Annotated in this window: 22 protein-coding genes; 12 read left to right on the top strand and 10 right to left on the bottom strand. The window is 39.6% G+C overall.

The window, feature by feature from the left end:
- Positions 1–322: 322 nt before the first annotated feature.
- From gyrA to dnaA, 7 genes are all read right to left on the bottom strand, one after another.
- Complete coding sequence (gyrA, locus tag KVT11_RS19080; RefSeq protein WP_210552280.1) at positions 323–2,827, bottom strand: DNA gyrase subunit A; 2,505 nt, start codon at positions 2,825–2,827, stop codon at positions 323–325.
- Between the two features lie 233 nt (positions 2,828–3,060).
- Positions 3,061–4,977: a DNA topoisomerase (ATP-hydrolyzing) subunit B gene (gene gyrB, locus KVT11_RS19075; protein ID WP_026050185.1), complete on the bottom strand. Its 1,917-nt coding sequence runs from the start codon at positions 4,975–4,977 to the stop codon at positions 3,061–3,063.
- Positions 4,978–5,034: 57 nt separating this feature from the next.
- Entirely contained in the window at positions 5,035–5,280 is a 246-nt protein-coding gene (gene remB, locus KVT11_RS19070) for an extracellular matrix regulator RemB (protein ID WP_008360920.1), read from the bottom strand.
- A gap of 17 nt (positions 5,281–5,297) precedes the next feature.
- A complete protein-coding gene (gene recF / locus KVT11_RS19065) occupies positions 5,298–6,410 on the bottom strand; it encodes a DNA replication/repair protein RecF (protein ID WP_007497487.1) in 1,113 nt (370 codons plus the stop codon).
- A gap of 16 nt (positions 6,411–6,426) precedes the next feature.
- On the bottom strand, positions 6,427–6,642 hold the full coding sequence (gene yaaA / locus KVT11_RS19060) for a S4 domain-containing protein YaaA (protein WP_008347598.1): 216 nt from the start codon (positions 6,640–6,642) through the stop codon (positions 6,427–6,429).
- 150 nt (positions 6,643–6,792) lie between these two features.
- Complete coding sequence (gene dnaN / locus KVT11_RS19055; protein WP_008347596.1) at positions 6,793–7,929, bottom strand: DNA polymerase III subunit beta; 1,137 nt, start codon at positions 7,927–7,929, stop codon at positions 6,793–6,795.
- A 196-nt stretch (positions 7,930–8,125) separates the two neighbouring features.
- Positions 8,126–9,466, bottom strand: a complete 1,341-nt coding sequence (dnaA, locus tag KVT11_RS19050) for a chromosomal replication initiator protein DnaA (RefSeq protein ID WP_008347594.1) — start codon at positions 9,464–9,466, stop codon at positions 8,126–8,128.
- Between the two features lie 620 nt (positions 9,467–10,086).
- Here dnaA and rpmH point away from each other — a divergent pair.
- From rpmH to KVT11_RS18995, 11 genes are all read left to right on the top strand, one after another.
- On the top strand, positions 10,087–10,221 hold the full coding sequence (rpmH, locus tag KVT11_RS19045; RefSeq protein ID WP_008360908.1) for a 50S ribosomal protein L34: 135 nt from the start codon (positions 10,087–10,089) through the stop codon (positions 10,219–10,221).
- 78 nt (positions 10,222–10,299) lie between these two features.
- Positions 10,300–10,659, top strand: a complete 360-nt coding sequence (gene rnpA / locus KVT11_RS19040; protein ID WP_116306615.1) for a ribonuclease P protein component — start codon at positions 10,300–10,302, stop codon at positions 10,657–10,659.
- Positions 10,660–10,817: 158 nt separating this feature from the next.
- Entirely contained in the window at positions 10,818–11,600 is a 783-nt protein-coding gene (spoIIIJ, locus tag KVT11_RS19035) for a YidC family membrane integrase SpoIIIJ (RefSeq protein WP_089374159.1), read from the top strand.
- A complete protein-coding gene (jag, locus tag KVT11_RS19030) occupies positions 11,597–12,220 on the top strand; it encodes an RNA-binding cell elongation regulator Jag/EloR (RefSeq protein WP_035390148.1) in 624 nt (207 codons plus the stop codon). Before spoIIIJ ends, jag begins: the two co-directional genes overlap by 4 nt.
- Before the next feature lie 402 nt (positions 12,221–12,622).
- Complete coding sequence (mnmE, locus tag KVT11_RS19025; protein ID WP_017359868.1) at positions 12,623–14,002, top strand: tRNA uridine-5-carboxymethylaminomethyl(34) synthesis GTPase MnmE; 1,380 nt, start codon at positions 12,623–12,625, stop codon at positions 14,000–14,002.
- Positions 14,003–14,019: 17 nt separating this feature from the next.
- A complete protein-coding gene (mnmG, locus tag KVT11_RS19020; protein ID WP_017359869.1) occupies positions 14,020–15,906 on the top strand; it encodes a tRNA uridine-5-carboxymethylaminomethyl(34) synthesis enzyme MnmG in 1,887 nt (628 codons plus the stop codon).
- Positions 15,907–15,919: 13 nt separating this feature from the next.
- A complete protein-coding gene (gene rsmG / locus KVT11_RS19015) occupies positions 15,920–16,639 on the top strand; it encodes a 16S rRNA (guanine(527)-N(7))-methyltransferase RsmG (protein WP_007497477.1) in 720 nt (239 codons plus the stop codon).
- Positions 16,640–16,744: 105 nt separating this feature from the next.
- Complete coding sequence (noc, locus tag KVT11_RS19010; protein WP_024718432.1) at positions 16,745–17,620, top strand: nucleoid occlusion protein; 876 nt, start codon at positions 16,745–16,747, stop codon at positions 17,618–17,620.
- 128 nt (positions 17,621–17,748) lie between these two features.
- Positions 17,749–18,585, top strand: a complete 837-nt coding sequence (locus tag KVT11_RS19005) for a YiiX/YebB-like N1pC/P60 family cysteine hydrolase (RefSeq protein ID WP_144683136.1) — start codon at positions 17,749–17,751, stop codon at positions 18,583–18,585.
- A gap of 236 nt (positions 18,586–18,821) precedes the next feature.
- A complete protein-coding gene (gene soj / locus KVT11_RS19000) occupies positions 18,822–19,583 on the top strand; it encodes a sporulation initiation inhibitor protein Soj (RefSeq protein ID WP_008360890.1) in 762 nt (253 codons plus the stop codon).
- Positions 19,576–20,430, top strand: a complete 855-nt coding sequence (locus KVT11_RS18995; RefSeq protein ID WP_048001991.1) for a ParB/RepB/Spo0J family partition protein — start codon at positions 19,576–19,578, stop codon at positions 20,428–20,430. The genes soj and KVT11_RS18995 overlap by 8 nt, the downstream gene beginning before the upstream one ends.
- A gap of 25 nt (positions 20,431–20,455) precedes the next feature.
- Here the strand turns inward: KVT11_RS18995 and yyaC are convergent, their stop codons facing one another.
- Positions 20,456–21,082 (bottom strand): spore protease YyaC, encoded by a 627-nt coding sequence (yyaC, locus tag KVT11_RS18990; RefSeq protein ID WP_210552279.1) that lies wholly within the window; start codon positions 21,080–21,082, stop codon positions 20,456–20,458.
- A 72-nt stretch (positions 21,083–21,154) separates the two neighbouring features.
- Between yyaC and KVT11_RS18985 the strand changes: the two genes are divergently transcribed.
- Entirely contained in the window at positions 21,155–22,210 is a 1,056-nt protein-coding gene (locus tag KVT11_RS18985) for a YkvI family membrane protein (RefSeq protein ID WP_007497464.1), read from the top strand.
- 25 nt (positions 22,211–22,235) lie between these two features.
- On the opposite strand, the gene KVT11_RS18980 is transcribed toward KVT11_RS18985, so the two are convergent.
- Both KVT11_RS18980 and KVT11_RS18975 read right to left on the bottom strand, forming a co-directional pair.
- Complete coding sequence (locus KVT11_RS18980; protein WP_007497462.1) at positions 22,236–22,646, bottom strand: hypothetical protein; 411 nt, start codon at positions 22,644–22,646, stop codon at positions 22,236–22,238.
- A 15-nt stretch (positions 22,647–22,661) separates the two neighbouring features.
- Positions 22,662–23,981: a phage hydrolase gene (locus KVT11_RS18975; RefSeq protein ID WP_035704112.1), complete on the bottom strand. Its 1,320-nt coding sequence runs from the start codon at positions 23,979–23,981 to the stop codon at positions 22,662–22,664.
- Positions 23,982–24,168: the final 187 nt, after the last annotated feature.

Below are 24,168 nucleotides of genomic sequence, written 5' to 3'. Positions count from 1 at the left end.
ACCTATGATGTATCATAGGATTTTTTTATAAAAACTCGAATTAACAGGTACGTTTTGTCTTGTTTAGTTTTCAAAGAACTTGTTTGTCACTCTCTCAAAGCGACCACTTAAATATATCATATATCTCTATCAATAGTCAACATTTTTCTTGAAAAACATTTTATTTTTTTAAGAAGTTTTTGTTATGAAAGAGATAAAAAATAGAGCCTCTTTTTGCTCCTTTGAAAGATTAACACATATCTATGAAAAAAGCATTATAAACTTCAAAAAAAATCATGTTTTTTCAAAAAAAAATAAAGCCGGTGAAAAACCGGCTTTATCTTTACTCAGATTGCTCTTGATCTGACTCTACATTTTCTACGTTTTCTTCACTATTCTCTTCATCGTCTTCTGGTGATTGTTCTACTAATGCCACTGTAGCGACATGTTCATCATCACCTAGACGGATCAGGCGGACACCTTGAGTGACTCGGCCTGTTGTGGAGATATCTGAAACAGCCATACGGATGATGACACCACTACCTGTAATAATCATCAAGTCTTCTTCAGCTTCAGCGTTAGTCGCCTTCACTGCAACAAGCGGACCGTTGTTGTCAGTGATCTTGCATGTTTTCAGACCTTTACCACCACGGCTTTGGACACGATATTCTTTTTCAGGCGTTAATTTACCATAACCTTTTTCAGTTACGATCAATACGTTTGCATCTGGCTCAAGGATTTCCATTCCAACGACGATGTCATCCTCAGAAAGTGTGATCCCTTTAACTCCAGCTGCTGTACGTCCCATTTCACGAACATCTGTCTCGTCGAAACGAATGAGCATTCCTTTTTTCGTTCCGATGATGATTTGTTTTTCACCATTGGTTAAACGAACAGCCATCAATTCATCTTCATCACGCAGGCTGAGTGCAATCAAACCATTGTTTCGGATGTTTGCAAATTGAGACAATGACGTTCGTTTCGATACACCGTGTCTTGTTGTAAAGAAGAGATACGAATCTTCATCAAATTCGCTGACTGGAATAATGGCGTTTATCCACTCTCCCTTTTCTACTTCAAGAAGGTTAATAATCGGAATCCCTTTCGCTGTTCGTCCGAATTCAGGGATCTCATAGCCCTTCGCTCGATAAACCTTCCCTTTATTAGAGAAGAAGAGAATCGTATCGTGCGTAGATGTTGAGATCAGCTGTTCAACGAAATCATCTTCGTTGGTTCCCATTCCTTGTACACCTTTACCGCCTCTTTTTTGACTGCGGTATGTTGATGCAGGCAGGCGCTTAATATAACCATTATGAGTCAGTGTGATCACAATATTTTCAACAGGAATCAAATCTTCGTCTTCGATTGTTTCTATACCCGCTGTCACAATTTCTGTGCGGCGCGTATCATTGAAGCGTTCTTTGATTTCTGTTAATTCTTCTCTAATGATTTCTAGAACTTTCTCATTGTCTGCTAGAATGGCTTTCAATTCAGCAATCAAGTCAACAAGCCCTTTGTATTCATCTTCTATTTTCTCTCTTTCTAAACCAGTCAAACGCTGGAGTCGCATATCGAGAATGGCCTGTGCTTGTTTTTCAGACAAGCTATAGTTTTCCATCAAACCATTTCTTGCAATTTCAGCAGTTTGAGAGCCTCTAATTAAGGCAATGACCTCATCTAAGTAATCAAGCGCAATTCTTAAGCCTTCTAAAATATGAGCTCTTGCTTCCGCTTTACGCAATTCATACGCCGTTCTTCGACGAATGATCACTTTCTGATGCTCAAGGTAATATTCGAGACATTGTTTGAGAGACAACACTTTCGGCTGTCCATCAACAAGTGCAAGCAAGTTAATACCGAAGGACGTTTGAAGTGTCGTTTGTTTATAAAGATTGTTTAATAGAACATGGACGTTTGCGTCTCTTCGTAGTTCAATGACAATTCTCATTCCATTACGGTCAGATTCATCACGAAGATCTGTAATGCCATCAATCTTTTTATCACGGACAAGATCAGCGATTTTTTCGATCAAACGAGCTTTGTTAACCTGATAAGGAATCTCGTTGATGACAATGCGCTGCTTACCACTAGATGTTTCTTCGATATTTGACTTTGCACGTAATGTAATAGAGCCTCGTCCTGTTTCATACGCTTTACGAATACCACTTCGGCCAATGATTTGTCCCGCAGTTGGGAAGTCTGGACCTGGAATGATGTCCATTAGTTCCTGTGTCGTCATTTCAGGATTTTGACTAATTGCCAATACCCCATCAATCACTTCACCTAGTTGGTGAGGCGGGATATTCGTTGCCATCCCTACAGCGATTCCAGTTGCCCCGTTCACTAATAAGTTCGGGAACCTAGCAGGCATAACGACTGGCTCTCTTTCACTGCCATCGTAGTTATCTTGATAATCAATGGTGTCCTTTGTGATATCACGCAGGATCTCCATCGAAATTTTAGAAAGACGTGCCTCGGTATAACGCATGGCTGCTGCACCGTCTCCATCGACAGAACCAAAGTTCCCGTGCCCTTCAACCAGCATATTACGATAGTTGAAATCTTGCGCCATCCGAACCATCGCTTCATATACAGCGCTATCACCGTGAGGGTGGTACTTACCGATAACTTCCCCAACGATACGTGCAGATTTCTTAAATGGTTTATCACTTGTCATACCTAGGTCATTCATCGCATACAAAATTCTTCGATGCACGGGCTTCAATCCGTCTCGCACATCTGGTAATGCACGCGAAACAATAACACTCATTGCATAATCTAAAAAGGACGTACGCATTTCATGGCTAATATTCACTTCGCGTACATTTGGTGTATGTTGTTCACTCACTATAAGAACCTCCCTTTACGTATCACATGAAATAAATTATGTGGGAGTAAAATATGTATTTATCTTCACAAGACTATTCTCCATTATATCAATAATCTTGCCTTTATACACATTTATTTACTAGAAAATCAACGAAACGCAGAAAACCAGGACATTCGTTTCACGCCCCTGTTTCTTGAAAAACAACCTTATTCCAAACAAGAAATAAGGTTGCTCTCAAGGGGGATACCTATCTAAATATCAAGATTTTTTACGTATTGTGCATTTTCTTCGATAAAGTTACGTCTCGGCTCTACTTTATCTCCCATTAGCATTTCAAAAGTCTCATCAGCATCGATTGCATCCTCAAGTGTCACTTGAAGAAGTGTTCTCGCATCAGGATCCATTGTTGTTTCCCAAAGCTGAGTAGCATTCATCTCTCCAAGACCTTTATAACGCTGAAGTCCAGGTTTCGGTGTTTGAGGCAGTGTTTTTAACAGTTCATCTAGCTGTTTATCGTTATACACGTATTCAACACGTTTTCCTTGCTGCACTTTATATAAAGGCGGCTGTGCAATATACACATAACCATTTTCAATAATTTCACGCATGTAGCGATAGAAGAATGTTAGGAGTAGCGTCCGTATATGCGCTCCATCAACATCAGCATCAGTCATGATCACAATTTTGTGATAACGTGCTTTCTCTAAAGTGAAGTCTTCTCCGATTCCAGTCCCTAGCGCTGTAATCATTGAACGAACCTCGTTGTTGGATAAAATTTTATCTAGTCGGGCTTTTTCAACGTTTAGGATCTTCCCTCTTAACGGTAAGATCGCTTGGAAATGTCGATCACGACCTTGTTTAGCAGATCCGCCCGCAGAATCTCCCTCTACGATATAAAGCTCAGAGATGGAAGGATCTTTAGAAGAACAGTCTGCCAGTTTCCCAGGCAAGCTAGAGACTTCCAGTGCACTTTTACGTCTTGTCAGCTCACGTGCCTTTTTGGCAGCCATTCTTGCACGAGCTGCCATCACACCTTTCTCCACAATTTTCTTTGCAGCATCAGGGTTCTCTAAGAGGAATTTCTCAAGTGCTTCGGAGAAGAGGGAGTCGGTAATGGTTCTTGCTTCTGAGTTACCGAGCTTTGTCTTCGTTTGTCCTTCGAACTGAGGGTCTGGATGTTTGATAGAGATAATGGCTGTTAAGCCTTCTCGTACATCTTCTCCGCTCAAATTCGAGTCACCATCTTTGAATACGCCATTTTTACGAGCATAATCATTGATGACACGCGTCAGACCGGTTTTAAAGCCAGCTTCGTGTGATCCACCTTCATATGTGTTGATGTTATTGGCGAAAGAATAAATATTGCTTGTATAGGAATCGTTGTATTGCAGTGCAACTTCAACGGTGATTCCGTCTTTTTCACCCTCGATGTAAACTGGTTCTTCATGAACGACTTCCTTCGAGCGATTCAAATGTTCTACATAGCTCTTAATACCGCCTTCATAGCAGTATTCGTTTCTTCGCTCTTTGCCTTCACGTAAGTCTTCAATGATGATGTTGACGCCTTTTGTTAAGAAAGCTAACTCACGTACACGGTTAGCAAGTGTGTCGTAATCAAATTCAATGGTTTCAGTGAAAATTTCTGGATCTGGCACAAAATGAGTGGTTGTCCCTGTTACATCTGTTTCACCAATGACCTCTAAATCTCCAACTGGAACACCGCGTTTGAATTGTTGATAATGAATTTTCCCATCACGATATACGGTCACGTCTAAGGTCGTAGATAACGCATTAACAACAGATGCCCCTACACCATGCAGACCGCCAGATACTTTATAACCGCTGCCGTCAAATTTACCACCAGCGTGAAGAACCGTCATAATGACTTCTACAGCAGGACGTCCCATTTTTTCGTGAATCCCAACAGGAATTCCGCGGCCGTTATCTTTCACTGTGATGCTATTATCTTTTTCAATTTGCACTGTAATGTCTGTACAATAACCAGCTAAAGCCTCATCAATACTGTTGTCGACAATTTCCCATACAAGATGGTGAAGTCCTTTTGCACTGGTTGACCCAATGTACATTCCTGGACGTTTTCTAACCGCTTCTAGTCCTTCGAGCACCTGTATCTGATTTTCATCATAACTATTATGTTGCTGTTCCATTGCCACGTACATTCACCTACACTTTTCTTAAACGATATATTTATATGAATTGAGCTTTTAGACTTCAATTTCAATCACAAATGAAGCACGTTTTTTGAGCGTGCTTGAGGAAAGAGGAGAGTAATACACGGATTCAGTTGTGACGACGATGGATTTGGGTGTCCCTTGTGACAACGAAATGATTTGTTCTTCTTGTTTTTGAAGAAATTCCTCTACAACAGAAGATGACCTCATTTTGTAATCAACAATTGCGACAATCTCTCGTGTAGAAACAACACAATCATCACCTAAATGAATATACAAGACTCACACCTCATTTATCAGTCAATTACTTTTCCACTGGCTACTCTGAAAATTTCCGCTTCTTTCAGGGTGGCGTGGTCGATGCCTTCAACACTCGTAGTGGTGACAAAGGTCTGTACACGTCCCTGAATGGTATGGAGCAAATGAGACTGTCTGTAATCATCAAGTTCAGATAAAACATCATCGAGTAGAAGAATTGGGTATTCACCGATTTCTTCATGAATCAGATCAATTTCTGCCAGCTTTAGTGAAAGAGCTGTTGTTCTTTGCTGCCCTTGAGAGCCATATGTCTGAACATCCCGACCATTCACAAAGAAAAGAAGATCATCTCTGTGAGGCCCCCATAGCGTCACCCCTCGGTCTATTTCTCTGTCTCTTAGTTTCTGAAACGATTCTTCATAGCTATTTTTTATTTTCGACAAGTCTGACGCTTCTGATACCTCTATGGCCGTCTGGTATTGGAGCGTGAGCGTTTCCAGCTCTCTTGAAATCCCAAAATGCAGCGGCTGCGCCCATTTTTCGAGCTGTTTCGTAAAAGTCAGTCGTCTTTTGACAACCTTCGCTGCCGCATCAATCAACTGCTCTGTTAAAATCTCCAGCATCGCTTGATCCGTTTGCTTTCTTGTTTGCAATTGTTTCAAGTAATGATTTCGCTGAGTGAGGATTTTTTGATAGAGCGATAAATCATGCAAGTAGACAGCAGACACTTGTCCAATCTCCATGTCGAGGAATCTTCTGCGGATTTGCGGGCTACCTTTCACAAGGCTGAGATCCTCTGGTGCAAACATGATGGTGTTCAAGGCACCAACATAATGACTGAGTTTCTGTTGTTCAATGTGATTGACCTTGCCCTTTTTTCCTTTTTTTGAGATCACGAGCTGCATGGGGAGTGGACCATTTTTTTTGATGACTCTACCTTCTATTTTAGCATAGTCTTCGTCCCATCGGATAAGTTCTTTATCATTTGACGTACGATGAGACTTTGCCATCGACAATACATAGATCGCTTCCATCAGGTTCGTTTTACCTTGGGCGTTCTCACCAATCATCACATTCACCTTATTGTCGAATTGAAGCTCGGTGTGTTCATAGTTTCGGTATGAAGTTAACGCCAGACTTTGAATGTACATGTATTGTCACCCGTTTCTAATTCACAACTTGAAATGTGCCGTGACCTTCTATCTCGACAACATCACCTGGGTATAATTTGCGTCCCCGTCTATTATCTGGCTCTTGATTGATGAACACCTCATGTTCACTTAAAAACCACTTCGCCATTCCACCAGATTGAATGACTTCGGCTAATTTCAAAAACTGCCCTAATGTAATCATTTCTGTTTCAATCGTTATCAGATTAGGCATTGTATCGACCTCTTTCAATATCACTAATATCTAATTGTACTAAAAAACAAGACAAGAAGGAAAGGGGGAAAGCGAACTGGGATGAAAGAAAGCTGAGGAAATGAGGAAAAAAGCTGCTGTGCGCTCACACAGCAGCCATTTTAGACCAAATTAATACGTTCTAACTGGAAGAATCAATTGCAAAATGGAATCATCATTTGGCGTGCGTAATAGGAATGGTCTCATTGCGCCAGTGAAACTGACATGAATCTCTGTTCCCTCTAATACTTTTAAAGCATCAAGCATATATTTCGGACTGAAAGAGATTTTGAGATCCTCCCCTTTAATGTCATCTGCTTGCACCGTTTCAACTACTTTACCGATTTCAGGCGAATTAGAAGAAATTTCAAGGCTTTGCGCAGGATCAGCAGAAAGCTTCACAACGTTGTTACGCCCTTCTCTTGCTAAAAGTGACGCGCGATCAATCGCTTGAAGGAATTCTTTCGTATTCACCACTACATCCGTTTTACTTTCTTGCGGAATGAGGCGAGCTGTATCTGGGTAATTACCATCCAGCAATCTTGAGAAGAACAGCACGTTCTGTGCTTTAAAGAGAACCTGTGTCTCCGTAATGACGATGCTCACAAGATCTTGTCCATCATCAAGAATTTTACTTAGCTCTGTTAAACTCTTTCCAGGAATGACCACATTGTACGAGCTTTCCTCGTTAATATCCAACTTCGCTTTTCTTAAAGCAAGACGATGACTATCCGTTGCTGTGCATATTAATTCACCTTTTTCAACCTTCCAGTTTACACCTGTCAAGATAGGTCGTGTTTCTGAGGTGGACACTGCGAAAACCGTTTGACGGATAAGGTTTTTAAGCAAATCTGTTGGAATTTGAAAAGCATGATGCTCTTCAATTTGTGGCAGATGCGGATATTCTTCAGCATCTAAGCCGTTTAAATTAAATTCTGCTGAACCAGAGCGGATGATGGTCAGATGATTTTGTTCTACCTCAATTTCGACAGTAGACATAGGCAGTTTCTTAACGATTTCGCTAAAGAAGCGGGCTTGCAGCACAATACTTCCTGGTCGATCAATTGTAATGACTTCTAAATCTCCATCTCTTTGAGGAATAAAAGATTCGATTGAGATATCAGAATCGCTCCCTGTGAGAGAAACCCCTTCGTCAGATGCAACAATTTTAATCCCTGTCAAAATAGGAATCGTTGTTCTAGAGGATACGGCCTTTAATACATCTTGGACACTTTCAACAAGACGATCTTTTTGAATCGTGAATTTCATAGTGGTCCTCCTAATTTTTCTTAATGACATGTATATATATTTATTTAATAAAAATCGTAGAAGTACTAGTAGGGCTTGTGAATATGTGGATAAGTCAGTAGAAAGAAAGGAAAGACAGCCTATCCACATGTGGACAGACTGTGTATGACTATGCTCTAGTTATTCACATTTTCCCGTACTTATCTTATCAGCTTGATTATTTTAGTTGTTCTTTGATCTCTTTGACATGCTGCTGAAGCTGTTCATCTTCAACGATTAATTTTGAAATTTTCTCATGAGCATGAATGACGGTCGTATGATCTCGTCCGCCAAATTCTTCTCCGATTTTAGGTAGAGAGGAATCTGTCATTTCTCTAGAGAGATACATCGCAATTTGTCTTGGATAAGCAACTGATTTCGTACGTTTCTTCGCTTTGAAATCTTCTAATCGAATATTAAATTGCTGCCCTACAATTCTTTGAATATCTTTAATTGTAATCACCTTAGGTTTCGATGAAGGAATGATGTCCTTTAGGGCTTCAGCTGCTAGATCAGCATTGATGTCTTTATTGATTAAAGAAGAGTAAGCAACAACACGAATCAAAGCACCTTCCAGTTCCCGAATGTTGCTGTCGATTTGATTGGCAATATAAAGCATGACTTCATTCGGAATGTCTAAACCTTCTGCTTTTGCTTTTTTACGTAAGATCGCAATACGCGTTTCTAGATCTGGCGGGGTAATGTCTGTAATTAAGCCCCATTCGAATCGAGAGCGTAATCTGTCTTCAAGTGTCGGAATTTCCTTTGGCGGACGGTCACTAGAAATGACGATTTGCTTACTTTCTTCGTGAAGTGTGTTGAATGTATGGAAAAACTCTTCTTGTGTTTGTTCTTTTCCTGCTAAAAATTGAATATCATCTATCAAAAGCACATCTACATTCCGATAGCGATTACGGAAATCGACTGCTTTGTTGTCCCGGATTGAGTTGATAAATTCATTTGTGAATTTTTCAGATGATAGATAGACCACTTTGGCTGATGGATTATGGTCGATGACGTAATGACCGATCGCATGCATTAAGTGAGTCTTTCCTAAACCAACGCCCCCATAAATAAAAAGCGGGTTATATGCTTTTGCTGGTGCTTCTGCGACTGCAAGTGAAGCGGCATGAGCAAAACGGTTGCCTGAACCAATAACAAAAGTATCAAATGTATATTTTGGATTCAGCATATTTTGTGGAATTTCAACGGGTTCTTCTTTCGACATTTTTTTGATTGGAGATTTTGGCATGGCTTCCTCTTCGTCCTGATTTTGAGGAATAATAAATTTGATGCTGAGCTCTTCGCCTGTCAGTTCATAGATGGTATCTGCAATTAAGTGAAGGTATCTTGACTCGAGCCAGTCTCTTGCAAATTCATTAGGTGCAGTAATAGTCAGCGTATCTCCTTGAAGAGAATGGGCTTTAGTGGACTTCATCCATGTTTCAAAACTAGGTTTGCTCAATTTTGTCTCTATTTTTTGAAGTGCTTTATTCCACAGATCCAAAATATTTTCCATAAGGCTTCTCCCCCCTCCTTTTCTTTTTAAAATGACCAGTATCAAACTGTTATAGAACACGAAAAAGAGCAAATGGTCATCACCATTCGTGCACATACTTTGTTGAAAACAATTAATATAGTAGAAAAACGTCTTTTCGACAAATTACACAGGTTGTGGATAAACAATTCAACAAGCTGTGTAATAACTTTCCACAGGTTATCCACAAATTGTGGATAAGATAAATAGGCCAGATAAGTAATTAAGAGTTAAAACACAAATATAATATCAAAATAAACAAGATGGTGCAATGGGTGTCACAAACTTATCCACACACTTTACATCCTGTTGAAAAATAATTATCCACATAGGTTATTTGTGTGAAAAAAATGTCGATAATGGATGTGGATAGTCAAAATATGCCGGAAAAATATCCACAACCTTGTTTTGAAGGTTTTTTTGAAGGAAAAAAAGAATAAAATGCTGGAAACTAAAAAAGAAGGTTTCTTCACTTGATAACTTGTGTTATGCTTATAAGGTTGATAATAAGAGTTTTATCATTGATATTGACAATCGATGGGTTACACAAATATAATGAGTTAGACTGTCTTAAACAGCTATTCCTCAGGGAGGTGTCATAAATGAAAAGAACGTTTCAACCAAATAACCGTAAGCGTAGTAAAGTTCATGGCTTCCGCAGCCGTATGAGTTCTAAAAACGGACGTCTAGTTTTAAAGCGACGCCGCAGCAAAGGTAGAAAAAAATTATCAGCTTAGGCCACTGAATAATGTCAGTGGTCTTTTTTACATAAAATCGTAAATGAACTGTCAGTTTTTATCGGAGTGGAAGAAAACATGAAGAAGCGAAACAGGCTAAAAAAAAATGAAGAGTTTCAAACAGTGTTCAAAAAAGGTCAATCAATGGCTAATCGCCAATTCGTCATTTATCAGCTGGACCAACCAAATCAAGAAGAACTTCGTTTAGGATTGTCTGTCAGTAAGAAGATAGGTAATGCAGTGATAAGAAACCGGATTAAACGACTGATCCGTCAGGTGTTCTTAGAGGAAGGTCATAGGCTAAAGCAAGAAAAAGACTACATTGTTATCGCACGAAAACCAGCAAGCGAATTGACCTTTGAAGAAACAAAGAAGTCTCTCCAGCATTTATTTAGAAAATCCGCTGTTTATCAACAACAACCGAAAAAGTCTTCGTAATAGAAACTTTCGTTGAATCAATTTTTAAAAGCGCTTCCTTCATCTAGTGAATTAAAATGAAACCACCACTTTGTAATGAAAAAATGTTACCATACTGATTAGGTGAGTCACTTTCGTAATCAATTCCAACTTAAATAAAGTTTGAAGTAATGGGAGGAATCTTGTTGAAAAGGCGATTATTACTAATATTTAGCTTGATTGGCGTGTTGGTTCTATTGGCAGGATGTACACAAATCAATGAACCAATCACATCAGATAGTAAGGGATTCTGGAATTCTTACATTGTATACCCGCTATCTCAATTAATCACTTACATGGCAAACTTAACTGGTGAAAACTATGGTGTAGCGATTATTATTGTAACTCTTTTGATTCGTTTGCTCATTTTACCATTAATGATTAAACAGTTAAGAAGTACAAAAGCAATGCAAGCACTTCAGCCAGAACTAAAGAAACTTCGTGAAAAATATAGCTCAAAAGACCAGAAAACACAGCAGCAGCTTCAACAGGAAACAATGGCTCTTTTCCAAAAGAATGGTGTAAATCCATTAGCAGGGTGTTTCCCAATCTTAATTCAAATGCCAATCTTAATTGGTTTTTATCATGCGATCATGAGAACAGCTGAAATCAAGAAGCATACTTTCTTATGGTTTGACTTAGGCAGTCCAGATCCATTATTCCTGCTACCGATTATTGCAGGTGTAGCTACTTTTATTCAGCAGAAGCTAATGATGGCTGGAAATCCTTCGGACAACCCTCAAATGGCGATTATGCTTTGGGTGATGCCAATTATGATTATTGTATTTGCAATCAGTTTCCCAGCGGCACTTTCACTGTACTGGGTTGTAGGTAACATTTTCATGATCATTCAAACGTTGGTCATTAAAACACCTCAAGTAAAAGTTGATACAAAAGAAAAAGCTGGCGGGAACAAAAAATGAAGGAAATAACTGCTGTCGGTCGCACAGTCGAAGAAGCAGTAGATTCCGGACTGAAACAAATTCAACTACTACAAGAAGAAGTAGATATCACAATAGTAGATGAAGGAAACAAAGGGTTTTTAGGATTATTTGGTAAAAGACAAGCTGTTGTCAAGTTAGTAGAAAAGCGAGATGCGCTCAAATTAGCAACACAGTATTTAGATAAAATTGTTAAATCAATTGATCCTAAAGCAAACATTGTTTCGAAAAAAGAAACGAAAAAGATCTCTTTTCACATTGATGGAGACAAAACTTCATTAATGATTGGAAAAAGAGGACAAACACTGTACTCTTTAGAAACCTTGGTGCAGTTAGTGTTTAATCGTTATTCTGATCAGTATCATCATATTACAATTGATATTGGAGATTATAGGAAGAAACGACAAGAAGCACTTGAACAATACGCAATCAAAACGGCAAATCGTGTTTTAAAAACGAAGAGAAAGGTTCATTTAGAACCGATGCCTTCGAATGAACGAAAAGTCGTTCATGATACGATTGCAGCATTTTCTAAAGAACTTGCCACGGCATCCGAAGATACAGGCAGCAAGCGTCATGTTGTGGTGATGTATAAAAAATAGCAGAAAGGCTAAGATTCAGCAAAGCTGGATTTTAGTCTTTTTTTATTGAAAAATTAACTTTTAATAGTAGATTCCTCCTTTATTTCTAAAAAGTTAGTGTGTTATTTAGATCGAAAACGTCATTTTCCCTTAGTTGCAAAGGGAGAAGGGCGTTTTAATTTATTGGATTTAGGTGTAAGATGTGAAGACAAGTTTAGAACGTCGTTATTCACATGTGGATAAGTTAAGTGTTAAAATAGACAGGGTGCAAAACTGTGGATAATTAAATGTGGGCTACTTTCGCTTCGCATGCATTTATGGTATCTTTAAATTTTGGATTAAGCGTTTTTGATATAGAGATGGACAACGTCCATTTAATAGATATAAGACTGTCTATTGAATAGAGAAAGAGGTGAATGAGCGGTGGATACAATTGCAGCAATTTCTACACCAATGGGTGAAGGGGCAATTGCCATTATACGTTTAAGCGGGCCTGATGCAGTTCAGATTGCTGATCGCATGTATAAGGGGCCTAAGGAGAAAAAACTTGTATCAGTGGATTCTCATACAATTCATTATGGTCATATTGTAGATTCAAGTACCGAGCAAGTGATAGAAGAGGTCATGGTGTCTGTATTAAGAGCGCCAAAAACATTTACGAGAGAAGACGTTATTGAGATCAACTGCCATGGCGGAATTGTCACGGTCAATAAAGTCTTGCAGCTTGCTTTAAAAGAAGGAGCGAGATTAGCGGAGCCAGGTGAGTTTACAAAACGTGCTTTCCTAAATGGAAGAATCGACTTGTCACAAGCAGAAGCCGTCATGGACTTGATTCGTGCAAAAACTGACCGTGCGATGAATGTCGCAATGACTCAAATGGAGGGACGTCTCTCCGGTTTGATTAAACGTCTTCGTGGTGAGATATTGGAGACACTTGCCCATGTAGAAGTGAATATTGATTATCCAGAGTATGACGATGTGGAAGAAATGACACATCGAGTCTTAGTTGAAAAGGCGACATCTGTGAAAAAGGAAATTGAATCGCTTCTAACGACTTCACAGCAGGGGAAAATCCTTCGTGAGGGATTATCTACTGTTATTATTGGAAGGCCAAATGTTGGGAAGTCTTCCTTATTAAATAGTCTTGTTCAGGAAACAAAGGCGATTGTGACCGATATTCCTGGTACAACTAGAGATGTCATCGAGGAATATGTGAATGTAAGAGGAGTACCGCTCCGTTTAGTAGATACTGCAGGTATACGTGAGACTGAAGACATTGTTGAGCGTATTGGGGTCGAAAGATCAAGACAGGTCTTAAAAGAAGCTGACCTGATTTTACTTGTGCTCAATTATAGTGAAGAGTTATCTGAGGAAGATATTAAGCTATTTGAGGCTGTCTCGGGTATGGATATTATTGTGATTGTCAATAAGACTGATCTTGAGCCTAAACTTGATGTAGAAAAAGTAAAAGAGTTAGCGAAAGATCGTCCAGTCGTGACAACATCTTTATTACAAGAAAAAGGGATTGATGAGCTTGAAATGGCCATTCAATCTTTATTCTTCACTGGCTCAATTGAAAGTGGAGATTTAACATATGTAAGCAATACTAGGCATATTGCGCTCCTTCAAGAAGCAAAACAATCGATTGAGGATGCTCTAGAAGGAATTGAAATGGATGTACCGATCGACATTGTTCAAATAGATTTAACACGCTGTTGGGAGCAGCTAGGTGAAATTATTGGGGATGCTGTTCATGAAAGCTTAATTGATCAGTTATTCTCTCAATTCTGTTTAGGAAAGTAAAGGGAGGAACAAAAGAAATGGGTTATGAAGCTGGCCAATATGATGTAATCGTCGTCGGTGCCGGTCATGCTGGTGTTGAGGCTGCTCTTGCTTCTGCAAGACAGGGCGCCAAAACACTTGTATTGACCATCAATCTCGATATGGTTGCTTTTATGCCATGTAATCCGTCCGTAGGAGGTCCCGCTAAAGGGATTGTCGTCAGAGAAATTGATGCGCTAGGCGGAGAAATGGCACGAAATATAGATAAGACGCATATTCAAATGCGTATGCTGAATACTGGGAAAGGACCTGCTGTCCGTGCGTTAAGAGCGCAAGCAGATAAGTTTCAATATCAGCACGAAATGAAAAAAACAATGGAAAATGAACCAAACCTAACAATGCTGCAAGGGATGGTAGACCATTTAATTGTAGAAGATGATGAATGTAAAGGTGTTGTGACTCAAACAGGTGCAAATTATCGCGCGAAGTCTGTTGTTCTAACGACTGGTACTTTCTTAAAAGGCCGCATTATTTTAGGGGATCTTTCTTATTCAAGCGGTCCTAATAATCAGCAGCCTTCCATTAAATTATCGGATCATCTAGCAGAATTAGGATTCGATTTGGTTCGCTTTAAAACTGGGACACCACCTCGAGTAAACAGCCACTCGATTGATTATAGTAAGACGGAAATTCAACCAGGTGACGATGTACCACGTGCGTTTTCTTATGAAACTGTGGAATATATTACAGATCAATTACCATGCTGGTTAACATACACGAGTTTAGAGACTCATCAAATTATTGATGAGAATCTTCACCGTTCTCCTATGTATTCAGGTATGATTAAAGGAACAGGTCCTAGATACTGCCCGTCTATTGAGGATAAGGTGGTTCGTTTTAATGATAAACCGAGACATCAAATTTTCTTAGAGCCAGAAGGCCGTAATACGCAAGAAGTGTATGTTCAAGGTTTATCTACAAGTCTGCCAGAGGATGTACAGCAGCGAATGCTGTCAACCATTCCAGGGCTTGAAAATGTACAAATGATGCGAGCGGGTTATGCCATTGAGTATGATGCGATTGTGCCTACACAATTGTGGCCGACACTTGAGACGAAGAAAATTTCTGGATTATATACAGCTGGCCAAATCAATGGTACCTCTGGTTATGAGGAAGCTGCAGGTCAAGGAATTATGGCAGGTATCAATGCAGGAAGAAAAGCATTGGGTAAAGAAGAAGTCATTTTAAGCCGATCTGATGCATATATCGGTGTTCTCATTGATGATCTTGTCACGAAGGGTACAAATGAACCTTACCGTCTTTTAACTTCTCGTGCAGAGTACCGCTTACTTCTGCGTCATGACAATGCTGATTTAAGATTAACGGAACTTGGATATAACATTGGTTTAATTTCTGAAGAGAGATTCCAAGCATTCACACAGAAAAAAGAGGCTATTGAAGCAGAGAAAAAACGTTTATATTCTGTCATTATTAAACCTACAGCAGAGACACAGGAATATATCCGTTCTCTTGGTGGAAGTGAATTGAAGGACGGTATTCGCGCTAGTGATCTGATGAAGCGTCCAGAGATGAACTATGAATCTGTTGTGAAACTAGCTCCTGCTGACACACAGCTTCCTGCTGATGTGTGTGAACAGGTAGAGATTCAAATTAAATATGAAGGTTATATTGAAAAGTCGCTCCAACAAGTTGAAAAGCTGAAAAAGATGGAAAACAAAAAGATTCCGGATCGAATCGATTATGATGCCATCAAAGGGATTGCAACTGAAGCGAAGCAAAAGCTAAAAGAAGTCCGACCGCTTTCTGTTGCACAGGCTTCTCGTATTTCAGGCGTTAACCCTGCTGATATTTCTATCCTTTTAGTGTATTTGGAGCAGGGACGTATTGCGAAGATAGCAGAGTAGAAAGGATGTCGGCATGAACATTGAACAATTTACAGCAGCACTAGAGGAGAAAGGGATCACTCTTTCTCCAGTGCAGCTTGAACAATTTGAAACTTACTTCCATATGCTTGTAGAATGGAACGAGAAGATGAATTTAACGTCCATTACAGAAAAGGAAGAAGTATATTTAAAGCATTTTTATGACTCGATATCAGCAGCATTTTTTATTGATTTTCACAATGTGACAACAATTTGTGATATTGGAGCTGGTGCTGGTTTTCCAAGCATTCCTCTTAAAATTTGTTTCCCTCATCTACATGTGACCATTGTTGATTCTCTCCAGAAACGCATTACGTTTCTCAATGAGTTAGCAAAAGGGTTAAACTTACAAGATACTACTTTTTATCATGATCGTGCGGAGACCTTTGGACAACGTAAAGATCAACGTGAAAGCTATGACCTTGTCACCGCTAGAGCAGTTGCGCGCTTATCTGTCTTGAGCGAACTATGCCTGCCTCTTGTGAAAAAGGAAGGTTTGTTTGTTGCATTAAAAGCATCTGCTGCAGATGAAGAGATGCAAGCAGGAAAAAAAGCCGTTACTGTCCTCGGAGGAGAGGTTGTTGAAAAGCATTCCTTTGTTCTTCCTTTAGAAGAAAGCGAACGGAACATCATTGTCATTGAAAAGAAAAAACAAACACCAAAAAAATATCCTAGAAAACCAGGAACACCTAATAAATCGCCAATAGAGGGTTGATCATGTAAAAGGTCGGTTTTTCTTCAATATTTATGATTTTACAGAAGGAAAAAACATGAGAAAATAGAATTATAAAAAGGTAGTTTTTAAAGGTGGTGTAGGTTCATGAAGCATTCACTCTCACGCTTCTTCGGGCTTGGTGACAAAGAACATCCTGAGCGTGATACCGAAATAGAGGCAGAGATTGCTGAGCATGAAACATTAAAGGAAGAGATACAGGAGCTCCCGGTCGACACAATTATGCCTAACCGTTTTCAGCCACGCACCATTTTTTCAGAAGAAAAGATACAAGAGCTGGCCACAACCATTCATACCCATGGCATTATTCAACCGATTGTTGTTAGACCAACAGAAGAAGAAGGAAAATATGAACTGATCGCCGGCGAAAGACGTTGGAGAGCGGTACAAACTCTTCAATGGGAGAAGATCCCCGCTATTATAAAAGATTTTACTGATACGGAAACGGCATCTGTGGCATTGATTGAAAATTTGCAAAGAGAAGAGCTGTCTGCAATTGAAGAGGCTCATGCTTATGCACGTCTTTTAGAGCTTCATGATTTAACGCAAGAAGCGCTTGCTCAGCGTTTAGGTAAGGGACAATCGACTGTTGCAAACAAACTAAGACTTTTAAAGTTGCCTGAAGAGGTACAGCAAGCCATTTTGGAGAAAAAAATCTCTGAGAGGCATGCCCGTTCACTTGTACCTCTAAAGCTGCCAGAATTACAGATCACGCTGTTGCAGGAAATCATCGAAAAGCAGCTGAATGTGAAACAGACTGAAGAGCGTGTAGTGAAGATGCTTGAACAAAAAACAGATCGCAAACCGAAGCCGAAACGTAAGGCGTTTAGCCGAGATACGCGAATTGCGATGAATACCATTCGTCAGTCTCTCCACATGGTAGAAGACAGCGGACTTAAAATAAATACCGAGGAAGAAGAATTTGAGGAATATATCCAATTAACGATTCGAATTCCTAAATAGAAAGAAGCTGATGAGCATTACTCGTCAGCTTTTTTGTCTTTCTCTCCCTTCAATTCATGATATTTACTTATTATTAATTAATTGGTAAAATATGATTTTCATAGTAGAAGGGAGGTGACATGTAACCGATGAAAATGAAAAAGACTATTTTTGCTATTATCTGTTATTTACTATTCTCTTTTTCTCTTTTTTCAAATGAAACGACTGTATTTGCTGTGAGCACGTCAACGAATCATAATACTCATTCAGCGGAAGAAGAAACGATTACGAAAGAAGAACTGAGTACTCTGAAGAAACAAGGTGTGGTTTCGACAGATGTAACGGTTCAACAATTAAATCAAGAGCAAGCGTCTCAGGACGATGCGATCGATGTGATCACAGCTGATGATGATTTGGAGAACTATGGTTTAAGGCAAAACAAACAGGATGAAGTGGTAACGGATGAAAGGCCGAATACCATTCGCCATCTTTTTGGTAAACCGTATCCTGGAACCGATATTATGCCTCAAAAAGGGGATATATTGGTGACGAGCACTGGTGCTTTGAATGGTTTAATTGGTCATGCAGGCATCGTCATTAATGAGAAAAGCTATGCATCCATTCCTGGGTTCCGGCAGCATCCAAATATTGATTCCATTCAAAGCTGGTTTCGCTATAGTGCCAATACAAAGGTGATTCGGATTAATCATCAGGAAAAGGCAGATTTAGCAGGGGATTGGGCGCATGATTACGTGAAAGACCATCCGAAGGCTCGATATTCGATCACTATGTCTATTCAATCCTTGGACCCTACTTATTGTTCAAAGATTGTATGGCAGGCTTACGCGAAAACCGGGGACGCTGTTGGACATGCGACATTTACCATTAAAGCACCCTATGGGTTTTTGAAAAAGAAGAACTATAAAACAGTGACACCTAAAGTCATTGTAAGTGAAGGCCGAAAAATTGGCGGGCTAAACTTTTGATTGTATCTCCCTCACTTTTATAAAAGTGGGGGTTTTTTGTCTCGTTATTTTCTTCAAAAAGATATATTAATATACTTTTAAAACGTATTTTTATGCATCTATCCATGTACGGAAACACAGATTCATTCACGAATTTATAGTGGAGAAACAAAAAAAGCAAACGTTTCATACTTTTTTTGATAGAATAGGAAGTATGAATGAATGAGAAACTTGTTAAGTTGAAAGTGGGTGACATCGTGGGGAAAATCATAGCGATTACCAACCAGAAGGGCGGCGTTGGGAAGACGACAACTTCTGTTAATTTGGGTGCGTGTTTAGCATACATAGGAAAACGAGTGTTGTTAGTTGATATTGATCCGCAGGGAAATGCCACGAGTGGTATTGGGATTGAGAAGGCCGATGTAGAGAAGTGCGTGTACGATATTTTAGTAGACGATGCAGATGTACTTGATGTGATTAAGACGACAGAGGTCGAAAATCTTGATGTCATTCCTGCGACGATACAGCTTGCAGGGGCGGAAATTGAGCTTGTGCCTACGATCTCACGTGAAGTGAGGCTGAAAAGAGCACTTGAATCTGTGAAGCAAAATTATGATTATATGATTATTGACTGCCCGCCATCACTTGGATTACTGACGATTAATGCGTTAACTGCATCCGATTCTGTTTTAATACCGGTTCAGTGTGAATATTATGCGCTTGAAGGATTGAGTCAATTGTTGAATACGGTTCGTCTTGTGCAGAAACATCTAAATACCGACCTTGCCATTGAAGGTGTCTTACTGACAATGCTTGATGCAAGAACAAACCTTGGAATCCAAGTCATCGAAGAAGTAAAAAAATACTTTAGAGATAAAGTCTATCAGACCGTGATTCCGAGAAATGTGAGACTAAGTGAAGCGCCTAGTCATGGGAAACCTATTATCTTGTATGATCCACGTTCAAGAGGTGCAGATGTCTATTTAGACTTAGCAAAGGAAGTGGATGCGAATGGCTAAAGGTCTTGGAAAGGGTATTAATGCGCTATTTAACAATGTGGATTCCAATGAAGAAACTGTCGAAGAAATTAAGTTGAAGGATTTGCGTCCGAACCCTTATCAGCCGAGGAAAACGTTTGATGATGATGCATTGTCTGATCTCAAGGAATCGATTCAGCAGCACGGTGTTTTACAGCCGATTATTGTTCGTAAATCGATTAAAGGATATGACATTGTCGCAGGAGAACGCCGTTTCCGTGCAGCACAACAAGCTGGTTTGACAACGATTCCTGCGATCGTCAGGGAATTTTCAGAAACACTGATGAGGGAGATCGCTCTTTTAGAAAACTTACAGCGCGAGGATTTATCTCCATTAGAGGAAGCGGAAGCCTATGCCTCCTTACTAGATCACTTAAGTGTGACTCAAGAGGAATTAGCCAAGCGGTTAGGAAAAAGCAGACCGCATATTGCGAACCACCTTCGTTTATTAACATTACCAGATGAAGTACAAAAGCTAATTGCGGATGGAACATTATCCATGGGACATGGACGCACGTTGCTTAGTTTGAAAAACAAAAAGAAGCTGGCTCCATTGGTAAAGAAGGTCGTGGACGAAGGATTGAATGTCCGTCAGGTTGAGAAACTTGTTCAGCAATTAAATGAAAATGTTCCACGTGAAACAAAGAAAAAAGAAGCACCAAAGGATCGCATGTTGAAAGAAAGAGAATCTTTCTTACAAAATTACTTTGGTACTTCAGTGACGATCAAGAAACAGAAGAAAAAAGGGAAAATTGAGATTGAATTTCTCTCAAATGAAGATTTAGAAAGAATTCTTGAATTGCTTTCTACGAGAGAATTATCGGAATGACCATCTTGATATGAGATGGTCTTTTTTATATTCTTCCCGTGATATTTTGAATAGGGATGAAAAGAGAACGGCTTTTTTCTCTCGTCCAATCCATTTGATCAATGTGGGATAGACTTTCAGAAAGTGTATTGGCCATAGACATTACAAGATGAAGACGTGTGTTTTGGAGAACGAAGTATTCCATAAAACCGCTCACGTTGACGATTCCATTAATATGAATATTACCTACTTCTGGCAGCTCTTTTTGCACACCTGCACCGGGCTTTAACGGTCCTTCTCCAATTTGAAACGATCCTACACTTTTCACTCTACCTAAACAGGCATCAACGGCTACGATAAATGGGTGTTTATGAGCTTGTTCAATTTCAGCGAGCTTTTCCTTTAAATTGACCGCATGCACTGGGTCAGAGAGAGTGCCGTATACATGCAGCTTTTTTAAATCAAGACTTGAAAGCTTTGTTCCTACAAGTGGACCTAGAGAGTCACCGGTTGAGCGGTCTGTTCCTATGCAGACGATGGCAACGGGTCTTTTTCCTGCTTTCTGAAGATGCGAGAATAAAATACTTTTAAGCTGCTGAATGGCATTTGTATCCGTATGGGACACGTATTCTTTCACCCTATTTCTTAAAAAAAGACCGTTCTTGCTATTCATAGGTCTCACTTCCTTGTCATAGTAGTTAGTATCAGTATACGGAAACAAGCTTAATTCTATACCTATGAGGTGATGATTGTGTGGAAGGCTGGTTCAAGGTGGACGCTTTTAATTTTAGGAAGCTTGATAGGAGCGGGATATGCCTCCGGTCAAGAAATTTGGCAGTTTTTTGGCCTTGATAGCGGACTAGCCATTCTACTGTTTACGCTCATGTTTATGCTGTCTACCTATGTGGTGTTAAAAATCAGTTATGAGGTTCGTGCCGATCATTTTGTGCCGGTGTTAGAGCGTCTTGTAGGTCCTTGGCTGGCCAAGGTGTATGATATTTTAATTGTTCTTTATCTATTCACGACAACAACAGTCATGATTGCCGGTGGCGGGGTGACACTTGAGATGTATCATGTGCCATTTTGGGTTGGAATCGGTGCATTTTGTTTATTCTCATTTATGATTTTTTTCTGGGATGTGAAAGGGCTCTTATCTGTGAATGCTTTCATTATACCAATTTTGGTGGCGGGGCTCATCTATGCGTTTGTTTTTTATTATATGAATCATGATCATATGTGGAGAATTGATTTTGGCCAGCAATACAATTGGCCTGCCAGTATCGTCTTTGCTTCTTTGAATATATTATCTGTTGTGGCGGTGCTATCTTCAGTGGGGAAAGAAATGAAGGGGCTTGGAGAGGCCAAAGTTGCGAGTATATTAAGCGGTTTGATTTTTGGTGTCATTTCTTATGTGTATAACGAAATACTAGTTGATATTTCTGGGAGTCTTTCAGCAGAAGGGATTCCTTTGTTTACAGTATTAGAGGGGGCACCAACATCATTGTTTGTGTTTATGACCATTGTTCTTTGTTTAGCGATTTATACAACAACCGCTGCGGGATTATTTGGTTTATCCAGCCGCATGCTCTCTTTTATACGAATGCCCCGCTGGTTCATTGTATTCATCATGCTTCTTTTGATGGCACCTTTAACCTCTCTTGGATTTGCTGATTTGATTGCTTTCTTGTATCCGATTTACAGCTTGCTCAATCTTTATTTGCTTGTCTGTTTAATGCTGTATCCGATTTTAAGTAAAAAGATATTTTTCCGTTCTAAAAATTATACTGATAAAATAAAATAAACACCTCTCTTTTAAAGAGAAGTGCTTATTTTATCCGAATGGAATCAATCGCTTCCTTGATATCGTCATATACAGGCATGTGCTGGAGACGCTGCATGCGTTCCTCTATTTCTGAGATGGCTTGTCCCTTTAAATGCTGGGATACGTGTTGTTTGACAATGGTTGTCTGGTTCATCATGTCTTCTGTTTTGGACAATTGGTACTCCAAGTGCATGCGTGTGTTTGCCAATTCATCGTGAAGCCGCATTTTCAGCAATCGCTTTAAATCTTTTCGTTGTCCTTCTCTGCGCATTGCCTGAATAGCGGCAATTTCTTCAGGTGATTGCGATTGTGTTTGTGGTGCAGATTGACTTTCGAATACAGACATGGAGCGGCGGGCACTCACATTTTGCAAGAAACGCTGGGCGTCACTAGGAGGTTTATTTTGATTGATCATATGGCGACTCCTTTCTTAACGAATACCCATTTGCATCGCAAGGCGTCTATCTGCCTTGGCATAGTCATCACCCATTGTGTACATATGTCTTGAAAGGGTGGAAAGTTCTTGTTCGTAGTCTCTCAAGGTGTACAAGGCATTCAGTTGTTTTTCATGAGAATAAAAGGTTGATTGCGGCTGCTCCATCCTTACTTCCTCTAACAGTGCTTCTACATCGCTATGGGTTAATAAATCATAGTGACCGAAGCCGACAAGTCCTTTCAGTTCTTGTTTTACATGATGGACGGCATCTTTTACACTATCATCAATTCCATCTATTTTCTCAAATACAGTGTGTACTTCATGTTCAATAATACTTTGTAGATCATATGATGAATTTTTTAGTAAATGGGATTTTATGATAATTTCAAGCCCGCTTTGTGCATATGCACGGCCTGAATGGATTTCTTGTAAAAGCATCGCTGTAAAACTTGTATTGTGATCAAGCTGTTCATCTAAAATACGAGCGGTTCCATTCGAATGGAATGAATACCCATTTACTTTGAATTCTCCTGAAACGAGAGCTAAAAATGCATTTGTATCAAATGATTCGTTCCACTCTATATTCATTGATGCAAAAGCTGATCTTAAAAAGGTGTCAATTTCTCTTGGTTTATATTTTATGGATTCTTGGACCGATCCCTGCTCCCGGGGTGGTACGGTGTACTTGACTTGTCCAACTCCATGATCATGGCGATTGAGTAAACCTACATAATGATTGGGTTGAATATATTCCGTGAGAACATGGGTATATTTTCCTTCTACTGCTTTTTGCTGAATGGAAGGTGCCAGGCTGCTCCATATATTTGGGCTATCGAATGTGATGGCTTTTTTGACAGCTGGCTGTTCTGTCGCAATGTAAGCACAAACAGCACCGGCAAGCGCTTGTCCAGTGAGATAGATGGTTGCATTCGGGTGCTTCTGACAGACGTCCTCGATGTATTCCTTCCCTTTAAAAAAGACATGATCTTGTTTCCCGGCTAAGGATTTTCTTTCAATGGGGTAGGCATAATCCGTTTTTAACAATGATTGGGTAGCCGTTTGAACATCTTGTGTCGATGTCACCGTCATTTGTTTTGGCAGAGGACAGTGAAACGCGACAATGAACTCATCTGACTGTTCCTGCTGCATCGTTAAACCATATAATTGATGATCTATTTTTAGAAAATCGTTGACAGTGAGCGTATGCTGACCTACTTCTATCGTATGGTTCTGCTGGTAATTCTCTGCGTTTCCAGCGTGATCGGATATGATTTTATAATCTTTGTCGGTTAATCTATCCTTTCGATTGACCATCGTACCTGCTCCCTCACATAACATTTATGCAGATATCATAAATCAAAAAATATGGAAAAACCACAGCGTTCTACCAATAAAAACCTTTTGACCTACAGTGTTTGTGACAATATTGAAAAAAAGCGGAGTTTAAGTAACTATTGGTCACAAATAAAATGATCTAAAAGAAGGGTTTTTTCTATAAAAA

This window comes from Bacillus sp. GbtcB10, from assembly GCF_019091365.1.
GTDB lineage: Bacteria > Bacillota > Bacilli > Bacillales > Bacillaceae > Bacillus > Bacillus altitudinis.
This window is presented reverse-complemented; position numbering and strand designations above follow the sequence as displayed.

Excerpts from the sequence above, each read along its gene's own strand:
- gyrB (WP_026050185.1), bottom strand. The coding sequence starts at position 4,977 with ATGGAACAGCAACATAATAGTTATGATGAAAATCAGATACAGGTGCTC.
- recF (WP_007497487.1), bottom strand. The coding sequence starts at position 6,410 with ATGTACATTCAAAGTCTGGCGTTAACTTCATACCGAAACTATGAACAC.
- yaaA (WP_008347598.1), bottom strand. The coding sequence starts at position 6,642 with ATGCCTAATCTGATAACGATTGAAACAGAAATGATTACATTAGGGCAG.
- dnaN (WP_008347596.1), bottom strand. The coding sequence starts at position 7,929 with ATGAAATTCACGATTCAAAAAGATCGTCTTGTTGAAAGTGTCCAAGAT.
- dnaA (WP_008347594.1), bottom strand. The coding sequence starts at position 9,466 with ATGGAAAATATTTTGGATCTGTGGAATAAAGCACTTCAAAAAATAGAG.
- rpmH (WP_008360908.1), top strand. The coding sequence starts at position 10,087 with ATGAAAAGAACGTTTCAACCAAATAACCGTAAGCGTAGTAAAGTTCAT.
- rnpA (WP_116306615.1), top strand. The coding sequence starts at position 10,300 with ATGAAGAAGCGAAACAGGCTAAAAAAAAATGAAGAGTTTCAAACAGTG.
- jag (WP_035390148.1), top strand. The coding sequence starts at position 11,597 with ATGAAGGAAATAACTGCTGTCGGTCGCACAGTCGAAGAAGCAGTAGAT.
- mnmG (WP_017359869.1), top strand. The coding sequence starts at position 14,020 with ATGGGTTATGAAGCTGGCCAATATGATGTAATCGTCGTCGGTGCCGGT.
- rsmG (WP_007497477.1), top strand. The coding sequence starts at position 15,920 with ATGAACATTGAACAATTTACAGCAGCACTAGAGGAGAAAGGGATCACT.
- noc (WP_024718432.1), top strand. The coding sequence starts at position 16,745 with ATGAAGCATTCACTCTCACGCTTCTTCGGGCTTGGTGACAAAGAACAT.
- KVT11_RS19005 (WP_144683136.1), top strand. The coding sequence starts at position 17,749 with ATGAAAATGAAAAAGACTATTTTTGCTATTATCTGTTATTTACTATTC.
- KVT11_RS18995 (WP_048001991.1), top strand. The coding sequence starts at position 19,576 with ATGGCTAAAGGTCTTGGAAAGGGTATTAATGCGCTATTTAACAATGTG.
- yyaC (WP_210552279.1), bottom strand. The coding sequence starts at position 21,082 with ATGAATAGCAAGAACGGTCTTTTTTTAAGAAATAGGGTGAAAGAATAC.
- KVT11_RS18985 (WP_007497464.1), top strand. The coding sequence starts at position 21,155 with ATGATTGTGTGGAAGGCTGGTTCAAGGTGGACGCTTTTAATTTTAGGA.
- KVT11_RS18980 (WP_007497462.1), bottom strand. The coding sequence starts at position 22,646 with ATGATCAATCAAAATAAACCTCCTAGTGACGCCCAGCGTTTCTTGCAA.
- KVT11_RS18975 (WP_035704112.1), bottom strand. The coding sequence starts at position 23,981 with ATGGTCAATCGAAAGGATAGATTAACCGACAAAGATTATAAAATCATA.